Annotated in this window: 15 protein-coding genes, 2 tRNA genes and 2 rRNA genes; 5 read left to right on the top strand and 14 right to left on the bottom strand. The window is 53.1% G+C overall.

Features of this window, described 5'->3' with window-relative positions; genetic code table 11:
* Positions 1 to 73: 73 nt before the first annotated feature.
* From tatC to BJU60_RS11465, 3 genes are read right to left on the bottom strand one after another with little or no spacing between them, the layout of a single operon-like run.
* The gene (tatC, locus tag BJU60_RS11475; protein WP_070328994.1) at positions 74 to 862 is read right to left on the bottom strand and encodes a twin-arginine translocase subunit TatC; all 789 of its coding nucleotides are present in this window, start codon (positions 860 to 862) and stop codon (positions 74 to 76) included.
* A 3-nt stretch (positions 863 to 865) separates the two neighbouring features.
* Entirely contained in the window at positions 866 to 1084 is a 219-nt protein-coding gene (locus BJU60_RS11470) for a twin-arginine translocase TatA/TatE family subunit (RefSeq protein ID WP_016509907.1), read from the bottom strand.
* Positions 1084 to 1740 carry a redox-sensing transcriptional repressor Rex gene (locus tag BJU60_RS11465; protein ID WP_070328993.1) on the bottom strand — a complete coding sequence of 219 codons (657 nt, stop codon included), beginning with the start codon at positions 1738 to 1740 and terminating at the stop codon, positions 1084 to 1086. Before BJU60_RS11465 ends, BJU60_RS11470 begins: the two co-directional genes overlap by 1 nt.
* A 149-nt stretch (positions 1741 to 1889) precedes the next feature.
* Between BJU60_RS11465 and BJU60_RS11460 the strand changes: the two genes are divergently transcribed.
* The 3 genes from BJU60_RS11460 (at position 1890) to BJU60_RS11450 (ending at position 4799) form a co-directional block, all read left to right on the top strand.
* Positions 1890 to 3791 carry an ABC-F family ATP-binding cassette domain-containing protein gene (locus BJU60_RS11460; RefSeq protein WP_070328992.1) on the top strand — a complete coding sequence of 634 codons (1902 nt, stop codon included), beginning with the start codon at positions 1890 to 1892 and terminating at the stop codon, positions 3789 to 3791.
* A complete protein-coding gene (locus BJU60_RS11455) occupies positions 3788 to 4201 on the top strand; it encodes a hypothetical protein (RefSeq protein ID WP_254281695.1) in 414 nt (137 codons plus the stop codon). Before BJU60_RS11460 ends, BJU60_RS11455 begins: the two co-directional genes overlap by 4 nt.
* Positions 4202 to 4349: 148 nt before the next feature.
* Positions 4350 to 4799 (top strand): flavodoxin, encoded by a 450-nt coding sequence (locus tag BJU60_RS11450; protein ID WP_070328991.1) that lies wholly within the window; start codon positions 4350 to 4352, stop codon positions 4797 to 4799.
* A gap of 136 nt (positions 4800 to 4935) precedes the next feature.
* Here BJU60_RS11450 and BJU60_RS11445 read toward each other — a convergent pair whose 3' ends face one another.
* The 7 genes from BJU60_RS11445 to BJU60_RS11415 form a co-directional block, all read right to left on the bottom strand.
* Positions 4936 to 5502 carry a hypothetical protein gene (locus tag BJU60_RS11445; protein ID WP_016509915.1) on the bottom strand — a complete coding sequence of 189 codons (567 nt, stop codon included), beginning with the start codon at positions 5500 to 5502 and terminating at the stop codon, positions 4936 to 4938.
* Between the two features lie 13 nt (positions 5503 to 5515).
* The gene (tsaD, locus tag BJU60_RS11440) at positions 5516 to 6538 is read right to left on the bottom strand and encodes a tRNA (adenosine(37)-N6)-threonylcarbamoyltransferase complex transferase subunit TsaD (protein WP_070328990.1); all 1023 of its coding nucleotides are present in this window, start codon (positions 6536 to 6538) and stop codon (positions 5516 to 5518) included.
* Complete coding sequence (gene rimI, locus BJU60_RS11435) at positions 6535 to 6996, bottom strand: ribosomal protein S18-alanine N-acetyltransferase (protein ID WP_070328989.1); 462 nt, start codon at positions 6994 to 6996, stop codon at positions 6535 to 6537. Before rimI ends, tsaD begins: the two co-directional genes overlap by 4 nt.
* Entirely contained in the window at positions 6989 to 7645 is a 657-nt protein-coding gene (gene tsaB, locus BJU60_RS11430; RefSeq protein WP_070328988.1) for a tRNA (adenosine(37)-N6)-threonylcarbamoyltransferase complex dimerization subunit type 1 TsaB, read from the bottom strand. The genes rimI and tsaB overlap by 8 nt, the downstream gene beginning before the upstream one ends.
* The gene (gene tsaE, locus BJU60_RS11425) at positions 7642 to 8091 is read right to left on the bottom strand and encodes a tRNA (adenosine(37)-N6)-threonylcarbamoyltransferase complex ATPase subunit type 1 TsaE (protein ID WP_070328987.1); all 450 of its coding nucleotides are present in this window, start codon (positions 8089 to 8091) and stop codon (positions 7642 to 7644) included. Before tsaE ends, tsaB begins: the two co-directional genes overlap by 4 nt.
* A 105-nt stretch (positions 8092 to 8196) precedes the next feature.
* Positions 8197 to 8273: transfer RNA gene (locus tag BJU60_RS11420), tRNA-Met, on the bottom strand.
* A 25-nt stretch (positions 8274 to 8298) separates the two neighbouring features.
* Positions 8299 to 8375, bottom strand: a tRNA-Met gene (locus tag BJU60_RS11415).
* A gap of 141 nt (positions 8376 to 8516) precedes the next feature.
* Between BJU60_RS11415 and BJU60_RS11410 the strand changes: the two genes are divergently transcribed.
* Positions 8517 to 9299: a sporulation protein gene (locus BJU60_RS11410; RefSeq protein WP_016509933.1), complete on the top strand. Its 783-nt coding sequence runs from the start codon at positions 8517 to 8519 to the stop codon at positions 9297 to 9299.
* Here BJU60_RS11410 and BJU60_RS11405 read toward each other — a convergent pair.
* Positions 9294 to 9938, bottom strand: coding sequence for a uridine kinase family protein (locus BJU60_RS11405; RefSeq protein WP_070328986.1), 645 nt, complete (start codon positions 9936 to 9938; stop codon positions 9294 to 9296). The genes BJU60_RS11410 and BJU60_RS11405 overlap by 6 nt on opposite strands.
* Before the next feature lie 51 nt (positions 9939 to 9989).
* Between BJU60_RS11405 and BJU60_RS11400 the strand changes: the two genes are divergently transcribed.
* Positions 9990 to 10367 carry an HIT family protein gene (locus tag BJU60_RS11400; protein ID WP_070328985.1) on the top strand — a complete coding sequence of 126 codons (378 nt, stop codon included), beginning with the start codon at positions 9990 to 9992 and terminating at the stop codon, positions 10365 to 10367.
* Between the two features lie 9 nt (positions 10368 to 10376).
* On the opposite strand, the gene BJU60_RS11395 is transcribed toward BJU60_RS11400, so the two are convergent.
* The 3 genes from BJU60_RS11395 to rrf (BJU60_RS11385) all read right to left on the bottom strand — a co-directional run bounded on the left by BJU60_RS11395 (position 10377) and on the right by rrf (BJU60_RS11385) (position 11782).
* Positions 10377 to 11315 carry a hypothetical protein gene (locus BJU60_RS11395; RefSeq protein ID WP_070328984.1) on the bottom strand — a complete coding sequence of 313 codons (939 nt, stop codon included), beginning with the start codon at positions 11313 to 11315 and terminating at the stop codon, positions 10377 to 10379.
* A gap of 118 nt (positions 11316 to 11433) precedes the next feature.
* Positions 11434 to 11549: ribosomal RNA gene (rrf, locus tag BJU60_RS11390) — 5S ribosomal RNA — on the bottom strand.
* 117 nt (positions 11550 to 11666) lie between these two features.
* Positions 11667 to 11782 (bottom strand): 5S ribosomal RNA (rrf, locus tag BJU60_RS11385).
* Positions 11783 to 11901 lie beyond the last annotated feature (119 nt).

Here is an 11901-nt window from a genome sequence, read left to right as displayed (position 1 = left end):
TAATTTTAAGTTGTTTTTTCAAAATTTAATAGCCCTAAAATTAAAAAAAACACCACGTCACATGACGTAGTGTTCACTTCTCATTCATTTGCTTCATCAAATCCATCTGTTCTTTCACCATCGCCTCTTTCTCACGTCGGAGCACACCGCGGTACGTCACACGCGAGATCGATAAGCTGATCTCATATAAGAAGAAGAGCGGCAGCGACACCATGAGGTGCGACGTCAAATCCGGCGGCGTGATGAATGCCGCGATTACGAACAAGGCGAAGTAGGCGTACTTCCGAATTTTTGAGAGGAAGTACGGCGTCACGACACCGATGCGCGTCAAGAACATCGTCACGACCGGAAGTTGGAACAACAGTCCAAACGGGATCGTCAGTTGCAACAGGAACGTGAAATAGTTCGTCGCCCCGATGATTTGCGTCAGACCGAGGTCTTGCCCGAGGTCCGTCGAGATATCGAGGACGAGCGGGAACAACCAATAGTAGGCGAATGCGAGACCGATGAGGAACAAGATAAAGATGACCGGGATATAGGCGAGCGTCCATTTTCGTTCATTCGGATGCAGACCAGGTGCGACGAACGCCCACAGTTGATACAGTAGAAATGGACCCGATGCGACGAGCCCGATGACGAGCGCCAAGTTCAAGTAAATCATGAGCGGGTCCGCGACCCCAAAGGCGTTCAGCTCGAGCCCTCGTTCGACGAGGTCCGCCTGCAGATAGGCGAGCACGTATTTGACACTCGGCAAAGCGATCAGAAAGAAGGCAAAGACGACAAATGCCGACAGCATCAGTCGTCTCCGCAGCTCTGTCAAGTGATCGGACAGTGCCCGTTCTTGATCAGGTTGATGGCTCATGGCTTACTGCTCTTTCTTCTCAATTTCTTTCTTGTCGGTCTCATCGTGCTCTTTCATCATACCGTTCGTGGCATTTTTGAACTCACGGAGCGTCTGCCCCGCTGCCCGGCCGAACTCTGGCAATTTCTTCGGCCCGAAGAGGATGAGCGCGATGATGGCGATGACGAAAATACTGACGCCACCTGGGATACCGACGACGAGTGATGATTGTAGAAATTCCATTATTGATGGACCCCCTCAGCGGATGGATAGTGTTGCATAAAGTAAATGAGCGACTGGAGTTCGATCGACAAGTCGATATGATGGACGCGGACCGTGTCCGGTACAGTCAATCGCGCCGGCGTGAAGTTCAAGATCCCTCGAACGCCATAGCGGACCAAATCATCGGCGACCGGCTGCGCGTAAGCGGACGGGACCGTGAGGATGGCGACATCGATTTTGTTTTGCTTCATAATCTGTTCCATCTCATCGACGTGATGAATCGGGACACCTGACATCGTCGTGCCAACTTTTGTCTCGTCTGCGTCGAACCCGACGACGATATGTGTGTTATTGTTTTTAAGGAAGTTATAGTTGACGAACGCTGTCCCGAGATGACCGACCCCGACCAAGGCGACGTTCGTGATCTCGTCTTGATTCAGCGTCTTACGGAAAAATTCTAACAGATACTGTACGTTATAGCCATATCCCTTTTTACCGAGCGCACCGAAGTATGAGAAGTCACGGCGAATCGTTGCCGAATCGACCTTGACCGCCTCGCTCAGTTCAGCAGAAGAGACACGCTGTTTCCCTGACGAATGTAGGCTTTGGATAAACCGATAGTATAGTGGCAACCGTTTGGCTGTCGCTTGCGGAATCTTTGGTTCGTTTTGACTCAACGGAAAGAGCCTCCTTTTTACGACGCGTTTCAAACGAATCTGATTTCATACACCTTGATTGTAAACGAATTCACATAAGCACTCAATGAATATACCTGAAAAGGGGAAGAAATAAAGTATACTAAACAGAGAGAAAGGGGTTTTTTCACTTGATCCTACTGCAAGTCAACAACCTATCCAAATCGTTCGGCGTCGAGCCGATTTTAGAGAATGTCAAACTAGAAATCCAAGAAGGCGAACGCGTCGCCCTCGTCGGCCGCAACGGCGCCGGCAAGTCGACGCTGTTAAAAGTCATCGCCGGCGAGTACAACTATGACTCGGGCGACATCATGAAGCCAAAAGACGTGACGATCGGCTATCTCGCCCAAGACTCAGGTTTAGAGTCGAACGAGACGATGTGGAACGAGATGCTCACCGTCTTCACCGACTTGATCGAACAAGAGAAGACAATCCGCCAGATGGAGCAAGACATGGGCTCGGAGCGCATCTTGAACGATCCGGCCGCCTACGAGCGTCTGCTCGCGGCTTATGACGAGGAGCAGCACACGTTCAAAGACCGCGGCGGCTATCAGTATGAAGCGACGATCCGCTCGATCTTGCACGGGATGCGGTTTTATCCGGACGACTTCGAACGTCGGATCGATACGCTCTCGGGCGGACAGCGGACACGTCTCGCCCTCGCGAAGATGCTGTTGCAAAGCCCCGACCTGCTCATCTTGGATGAGCCGACGAACCATTTGGACATCGAGACGCTCAGCTGGCTCGAGAAATATTTGAGCGGCTATAAAGGTGCCGTCCTCATCGTCTCCCACGACCGTTACTTCCTCGACCGCGTCGTCTCGGTCGTCTACGAGCTGTCACGCAACCGCAGCCGCCGCTTCGTCGGGAACTATACAAAGTTCCTCGAGCAGAAGGCCGCGCTTTACGAGCAAGAGAAGAAACAGTTCGAGTCGCAGCAAGAAGAGATCTCCAAGATGCAAGACTTCATCCAACGGAACATCGCCCGGGCGACGACGACGAAACGCGCCCAAAGCGTCCGCAAGCGCCTCGAGAAGATCGACCGCATGGACGTGCCGGACGGTGACGAACGGAGCGCGGTGTTGTCGTTCTCGATCAAACGCCAAAGCGGGAACGATGTGTTGAGCGGCAGCGACCTCGCCATCGGCTATGAGGAACCGATCGCACAACACTTGCGTTTCCAACTGCAACGCGGCGAGTCGGTCGCCCTCGTCGGCCCGAACGGAGTCGGCAAATCGACGCTCCTCAAAGTGTTGACGAAACAACAACCGGCACTGACCGGTGACATCCGCTACGGTACCGGCGTCGAAATCGGCTACTACGACCAGGAACAACAGAACTTGTCGGACGCGAACCGCGTCATCGATGAGATTTGGAACGACTGGCCGCTCATGCGCGAGCAAGAAGTCCGCAGTCTGCTCGGCCAATTCTTGTTCAGCGGGGACGACGTCATGAAACGCGTCCAAGAACTCTCCGGCGGCGAACGGGCCCGGCTGACGCTCGCCAAGCTCAAGCTCGAGCAGCCGAACTTGCTCGTCTTGGATGAGCCGACGAACCACTTGGACCTCGACTCGAAGATGATCCTCGAGAACGCGCTCGTCGACTATCCCGGGACGATCCTGTTCGTCTCTCACGACCGTTACTTCATCGACCGGCTCGCGACGCGTGTCTTAGAGATCACGCCGAACGGCATCGACGAGTACCTCGGCGACTACTCGTATTACGTCGAGAAGAAAGAAGAGCTCGAGGACCTCGCCCGGCTCGCCCGCGAGGAGACGAAACAAGTCGTCGTCAAGAAACAGCGCGCCGACAAAGAGCAGCAACGCGAAGAACGCCGGCTAAAACAGCGGGTCGAAGAGATCGAGCTGACAATCGAGCGCCACGAAGCTCGGCTTGAAGAAATCGAGCAGCTGTTATGCGAACCGGACGTGTTCAACGACTTCGCCCGCGCCCAAGAGCTGTCGACCGAGTCCGACGCGACGAAAGAGTCGATCACGGAACTGTTCACAGAATGGGAGGAACTCCATTCATGATGCGTTCCCGTGCCATGCGGATCGATTGGATGCATGCGTTCCTGACCGGGTTCGTCTACATCGTGCCGAGTGGGACCGAGTATATCTCGGAACTCATCCGCGGCGAGGCGACGAACGTCCCGATCATTTTGTTTTATTTCCTGCCGATCGTCGTCGGGTTCATCATCCAGACATGGTCCGGTATCGTCATCAGCCTGTTCAGCGGCTTGCTCATGAGCACCCTGTTCATCCGGCTCGTCATTTGGCCGGTCGATGTCACGGTGCATAGCTTTTATACGCCCGGCTCGGTCTGGGGCCACTTTTACCGAGAGACACTGTTCATGTGGGTGCTCGCGCTCCTCGTCTATACGGTCAGCCGGATCAACACGTGGCATCGCGAGACTTATAGGAAACCTAAAAAAAGCGCATGATTCCTCATCGAGGACCATGCGCTTTTGTCTATTATGTCGGTTGTTACCGACTGTGCGAACGAGAAAGCCCACTCCTCCTTATTCTTAAAACAGAGATTGACAATGAGAATCATTTTCAATTATCTTATAGGTGAGGTGAGGTGAGGTCATGAAACTATTAATCGGTTACGTCAGTATGTCTGGGAATACAGAAGACATCGCCAAACTGTTAAAAGATACATGTGAGCAAATGGGCCACGAGGTCGTCATCGCCGAGCTCGATGGATTATCGGTCACTGAATTACGTGACTACGACGGCGTACTGCTTGGTGCGTACACGTGGGGTGACGGTGATTTACCGTATGAAGCAGAGGATTTTGTCGACGATTTGGAAACGACGACACTTAGCGGCCTTCCCTGCGCCGCCTTCGGTTCGGGAGACACCGATTATCCGAAATATTGTGCCGCTGTCGACACGATTGAGGCCGCCCTCCTAGCTTCTGGAGGAAACATCATCACGCCTGGTTTAAAAATCGAGTTCGATCCCCACACAGACGAGCAAAAAGAAGCTTGCATTGCGTTTGCGAAAGCATTTGTGTCCCCTTTACTGCTCACATAAACAAGAGGAGCCAGGTCTGATATGCGAGACTTGGCTCCTCTTGTTTATTCATTCTCGCTCTCCCTTTTCTCACACGATCAACATACGAATAGCCTGTTCACTTCGGTATCGAGTGAACAGGCTATTCTGGCTGAACTTAGAAGTAGCGCAACGGTTGGAAACCGCGCTTGTGGAAGTCGAGCTTGATGCCGTCTTCCGTGATAAAGAACACGTACTCGTTCGTATCGACGTCACGGACGAATACTTTATAGAACGTCAGTGTCTCTTCGCGGTTCGTCACATAACGGGCCTCATGTGCCGAGATGACTTGCGCGAACAGTTGCTCTTCATCGAACTCCTTGACGAGCGCATCAAACTTGGCCGCCTCTTCCTCGGTCGCCTCACGGCCCGGGAAAAGCTCGTAATAGGCGTCGCTCGCTTTCGGCTGCACGCCGAGGTTACGATCGACGACGATGACACTCGTGATGTCTTGGTCATTTAAATTTTTATAACCGTACAGCGTGTCGACGAGTGTGTTCTCACCGGTCACACGGGTGATGCCTTCGAGCGTATCAGCGCCCGTCAGCGAACGGACCCGCGTCTCTTCTGGGACGATTTCTTCTACATAAGCGATATTATAAGCGCGGATGATCTCACGTACTTGCAAAAACGTCGCAACGACGAGCAATACGATGAGCCCTCCAATGATGATACGTTTCGTCATCTCTCTGTTCCCCCTAGACTGTCATGCTCTCTTCTAAGGATAACCCAGGAACCGCATTCATCGCCAGTGTATCGCGCTTGCCGCGCACATACGCGTGATGCGCCGCCACACCGATCATGCCGGCGTTGTCCCCGCACAGATTGAGCGGCGGGATGACGAGACGGATGCCTTCCCGTTCCGTCGCTTCCTTGAGGGCGGCCCGGAGCCCACGGTTCGCCGCGACCCCACCGGCAACGAGCAGCTGCTTCGCGCCTTTTTCTTTCACGGCCCGGATCGCTTTCTCCACTAGCACCTCGACGACGCTCGCTTGGAAGCTCGCCGCCAAGTTTTCTGGTACGACCGTCTCACCGCGTTGTTCGGCGTTATGGACGGCGTTGATGACGGACGACTTGAGTCCGCTGAAGCTGAAGTCAAAACTGCCGGCCTCGAGCCGGACGCGTGGGAACTTATACGTGTCTTCCCCGCTAGCTGCCAACTGGTCGATGGCCGGGCCACCTGGATATGGGAGACTGAGCGTGCGGGCGACTTTGTCGTACGCCTCACCAGCCGCATCGTCACGTGTCTCACCGATGACTTCGAACACACCGTGCTCCGGCATGTAGACAAGCTCGGTGTGGCCACCTGAGACGACGAGACAGACGAGCGGGAACTGCATCTCTTCGACGAGTTCATTCGCATAGATGTGTCCGGCGATGTGATGGACACCGATGAGCGGTTTACTGTGGGCGAACGCGAGCGCTTTGGCCGCGCTGATCCCGACGAGAAGGGCACCGACGAGTCCTGGTCCTTGCGTGACTGCGACCGCGTCGACGTCATCCATCGTCACACCGGCTTCGCTAAGCGCGTCATCGATGACGTACGTGATCCGCTCGACGTGGTGACGCGAGGCGACCTCGGGTACGACACCGCCGAACCGTTTATGACTTTCAATCTGCGACGAGACGACGTTCGATAAGAGCGTCTTGCCGTCACGAATGAGGGCGACCGACGTCTCATCACAGCTCGACTCGATCGCGAGAATGAGCGATGTGTTCATAGTGATTCACTTCCTAACTTCGCCCAGTAAATATAGGCGTCTTCATTATTGTCTTGATAGTATCGTTTCCGGCGACCTGCGTTCTCGAAGCCGAACTGTTCATATAATTTTTGGGCGCCGATGTTTGAGACGCGCACCTCGAGCGTGAGCGCGGCGAGTGACTTCGAACGAGCGAACTCGACGAGCTGCGTGAGGAGCATATTGCCGACGCCTTGGCCCCGGTATTCCGGTAAGACGGCGATGTTCGTGATATGCCCTTCGTCGACGATTTGCCAGACGCCGATGAACCCGATGATGCGGCGCTCATGGACGGCGACGAAATAAATCGCCTGCTCGTTCTTGAGCATCTCGTTCATGAACGCTTCTTTCGTCCACGGGGTGGCGAATGATGCCTCTTCAACTTTCGTGACTTCTTCGACATCGAGCCAGTTCATCCGACGGATTTTGATGTCAGCCATTATTTTGTCCCTCGAGCCATTTTGCCTCGGCCTCAGCGAGACGAAGGTATTCCGGTTCGAACGCGTGCACGTCCGCCGTCGCTTCACCTAAAGCGACGAGATCACCGGCCCGACCATAACTGTGGGCGGCCGGCGCTTCTGTATAGTCATATGCTGCAAGCACGTCACGGAACGGCTCGACGTCACCGACGACGACGAACGGTCCCGTCATGTTCGCTTGTAGCCAATCGGCGACCGAGGCGTGACTGTCCGGCGTGACTTGTGCGTTTTGTTGATAGTGCCCGATATAGGCGTTGCCGCGCCGTGCGTCAATGAGTGACACGACCGGAAGTTCGGTGTTCGGGGCCGCCGCCATGAGGCGGAGCGCCGATACGCCGACGAGCGGGAGTTTCAATGTATAAGCGATTGTCTTTGCCGTCGTCACGCCGATGCGGATGCCGGTGTAAGACCCAGGTCCCGTCGTGACGATGATGCGTTCGAGCTCGGTCGGTGTCCATTTGACGGCCGCCATGAGCTGTTCGATCATCGGCATGAGCGTGACGGCGTGGTTTTTCGAGACCATGACCGTCGCTTCTGCCTGGATGCTTCCGTTCTCACTGAGGGCGACGGACAGACGTGTCGTCGCCGTGTCGATCATCAGTTGCTTCATGCGAGCACCTCCTTGACGAGCGTGTCATACGCTTCACCAGTCGGTATGAACGTGATTGAACGTTCCTCGTCGCCTGTCCGTTCGATCGTGATCGCGAGCCGCTCGGTCGGTAGCGACGACTCTATCAAGTTCGACCATTCGACGATGGCGACGCCGTCACCATTAATGTATTCTTCGAGACCGATATCGTCCCCGGTGTCCTCGAGACGATAGACGTCCATATGGTAGAGCGGCAAGCGCCCTTGGTATTGTTTCATGATGGTGAACGTCGGGCTGTTGACGTTACGCGTCACGCCGAGTCCTTTGGCGAACCCTTGGGTGAACGTCGTCTTGCCGGCACCGAGGTCCCCGTTAAGCGTTATGACCGTTCCCGCTTTGACGAGCGCGGCGAGCTTTTCCGCTACGGCCTGCGTCTCTGGCGCGGAATGGGTAATCAATGTATACATGATGTTTCTCCTTTAGTCGATTCTAGCGATACGTACTCATTGTACACTCAATTTTAGGCAAAAAAAAACACGAAACGTCATCGTTTCGCTATCTCATTTAAAAATTGGTTGCGGGGGCTGGATTTGAACCAACGACCTTTGGGTTATGAGCCCAACGAGCTACCAGACTGCTCCACCCCGCGACGACATATGAAATTAAATAAAAATTGGTTGCGGGGGCTGGATTTGAACCAACGACCTTTGGGTTATGAGCCCAACGAGCTACCAGACTGCTCCACCCCGCGACGATTTGAATTGTTTCGACATCCTCTATAATAAGCGAGACGGTTATAAAATGCAACCTTTTTCTTAATGTTTTTTGGAAATTAGAATCGGGAACACTTAAAGGAGTGTAACTTTATTAACAGAAAAGGAGCGCGACCGACATGTCGAAATGGGGCAACCGCTTTAAAAAATGGTTCTTTTCCGAGTTAGATGCGTCCGTTTATTTCCATACGATCCCGTTCGTGCCGAAGCAAACCGTTCACGGGACGCTTCGCGTCTTGAACCCGACGTCAAAAGTGATCCGTCTGCATGAACTGACGCTCAACTTCCTGACGACGTTCAAAGACATCACGCTTGAAGGTAACGAATTCAACCGCGAGGCCGACATTCAGGAAGTCCCGATTCGCCTCACGGCCGTGCTTGAGCCCGGGGCAGAAGAACACATCCCGTTCACGTTCGACTTGACGATGTATGCCCCATCGACATCGGGCGCCCCTTATAGTGTCGAAGCGACTGTTTGGGACACCGATGGTAAACGCGTATGGTTCGACGTCGTCGAAAACATCGAGATCGAACCACTCCCTGAGTTGAAACGATTGCTCGAGGCGACCGAGCATGCCGGACTCGAGCTCATGTTCGTCCGTAACGTCATCGACCCGCTCGGTGAAGAACGACCTTATCCGTTCGTCGAGAAGTATGGGTTCAAGCCCGTCGGCGACTGGGCCGATGAGTTCGAGGTCGTGAAATCATTCTGGCGCATGGATGAAAATGGGGTCGACGTCTATTACTGGCTCGACAATATCGAACGACAGCGCACGCTCGACTCGATGGCGACCGACGTCGAACTCCGGCACCGATCCCTCACCTGGGAACAACTCGAGCACGAACAAGACCGACTCGGACTCGGGATCCAAGATACGCTACGCAGCCACCGCTCTTCATGAGCGGTTTTTGTATGGACTTTTCTCAATCGTCCACCTGTCACCACTGATCGAGACGATCGTTTGAAAGTTGTCGCGATACGGATGCATGAACAACTCGTATTGCAGACGCCGTTCTTCATGCGATGCTTTCAAGTATTCCATCTCCATCCCTCGCTCCGTTATGTCACGAGCAGCGCGTCGGGCGAACTCCGTATCCCCATCTGTATATAGATAGACCGATAAATCCATATACCTTGGATCGAGAAAGGCGACGCTCATCCCCTCGACGATGGTGACCTGCTTCTCGGGATCGATCCACGTCCGTTCGAGATACGGGACATCCATCGTATAAAACCCGACCCCTTCCCGTACCATCCGGACGTCCCGCTCGAGCGACAACAAGTGATGCGCCGCCGGATGACAAGCCGTCATCTTATAGTGATGCACCTTCCCATCGACCGTATAGTCGATTATCGCACTCTTCCGAAGCGTCGAGTCCGTGATATACGGGTCGGTGTTAATGTAGTTGACCTCCCCGAGACGTGTTTGTAACTGTTTGGCGAACGTCGTCTTCCCGGCACCCCCGTGACCCGAAATCCCGATGAGCGTCCGTTCGTTCAGATCAATTTGATCGATGATTTGATTAATGAATCGCTCCATAGTAAATCCCCCTTTGATACACTATACACAGAAAGGAAGTGTACCAATACAATGTCGAACTGTCCATTTTGTCATCCACATCTCGATCCGTCCCAACGCATCATCGCTGAGAACGACACGTGCTACTTTCTGATGCATGACCGCGAACAAGACGTCCTCGTCGGTTCCGGTGTCATCGTCCCGAAACAGCACCGGGCGACAACGTTTGAGTTAACACCGACGGAATGGAGCGATACATACACCTTGCTTCATGACGCCAAGTCTTTCCTAGAGGAGACGTACGGTCCTGACGGCTATACGCTCGGCTGGAACGTCGGTACAGCGTCCAATCAGACAGTTCCCCATGCTCACTTGCACATCATCCCGCGCTACGCAGACGGACCACATGCCGGCAAAGGGTTACGTCACTGGCTGAAGCGGCCGGAATGATCAAACAGCTCATCGTGTGACGATGAGCTGTTTCCGTTTCTCTTCCATGTCTTCGAGTTGTCGTTCCATGCGCTCGACATCTCTCGTCATTTTCTCAATCAGTTTGGCGATCTCGCGATCGAGTCCGTTCACCTTGTCGAGTGAATCATTGATTCGTCCGTGCATCGTCCATTCAGAAAAGATATCATCGAGGAAGTAATCGGCGAACTGAATGAGTGATCCGCGTTCGATGTGTAAGCCGCTGACGACTCCTTTCACATCAGTCAATTCACGCGCGAAACGCTCAAGTGCGGATTGGAGTTCATGCATCTTCCGTTCAGAAGCATCGATCGCGTCATGTTTCATCGCTGTCGCAATCAAGCCACCCCCGAAGAACGTGTCATATGTCGACCAACTCTTCGCACTATCGAGATGTTTGAGCGTCTTTGAGATGGCAGCTCGCGCATCCTTACCAGCTGCAATGGCTTCTTTATATTCAATGATCGCTTCGGTCGTCTCTACCTGTTGATTCGTGAGACGGTATAACGCTTCTCTTACGTCACGATCCTGCTTCAGGTGACCTTCTTTTTCTTTTATAAACGCTTCCCATTTTGCATCGATTCCGTTATATGCCTTAAAGGTTTCATACAAATCACGACGCTCAAGCACTAACTCATCAATCATCGCCTCGTGTTCTCGTAGCTTGAATTCTGCCCGGGCCGCTTCTTCTAGTTCAATCGTACGTTGCTCGCTAAACGTTCCACGCAACTTACGCCACGCATTGACGAGTGAGAATGTCTCTAAGTCATAGACATCACGCTGTTCTTTCGTGAATGTATTGAGCAACTGTTTTCGAACGGTCTCATGTTCGACAATTTGTTTGTCGAGAGTTTTCAGTTTACGAGCTAATCGGTCTCGTTTAGCAAGGCTTTGTTGAAGTATCAACTGGCGTTCATATAATTCATTCATAGTGGTAACTCCCTTTCTTCTGTAACCCTTGTCTAGTTGTACGATAAAATCCACCATAAAGTTTCAAATAAACGACAAAAAAGGACGACCAAGCATGTGCTTGATCGTCCTTCATATTGCCCGGCAACGTCCTATCCTCACAGGGGGAGACCCCCAACTACTTTCGGCGCTGAAGCGCTTAACTTCCGTGTTCGGCATGGGAACGGGTGTGACCGCTTCGCTATCGCCACCAGACAAGTACTATAATACCGCTGTTTAATTAAAAAGTCAACGCTTTTTCTAAAAATAGTTTGTTTTATTATACATGAAACAAAAGGACGACCAAGCGTGTGCTTGATCGTCCTTCATATGGCCTGGCAACGTCCTATCCTCACAGGGGGAGACCCCCAACTACTTTCGGCGCTGAAGCGCTTAACTTCCGTGTTCGGCATGGGAACGGGTGTGGCCGCTTCGCTATCGCCACCAGACAAGGGAATTGTTCCCTGAAAACTGAAGACTCATCAAGTTCAAACCGTTTCTAGATCAAAGCCTCGACCGATTAGTATCATTCAGCTCCACACGTCGCCGTGCTTCCACCCATGACCTA

The organism is Exiguobacterium aurantiacum (genome assembly GCF_001766415.1).
Classification (GTDB): Bacteria; Bacillota; Bacilli; order Exiguobacteriales; family Exiguobacteriaceae; genus Exiguobacterium; species Exiguobacterium aurantiacum_A.
Note: the sequence above shows the minus strand (reverse complement) of the source record. Positions and strands in the feature narration are given on the sequence as shown.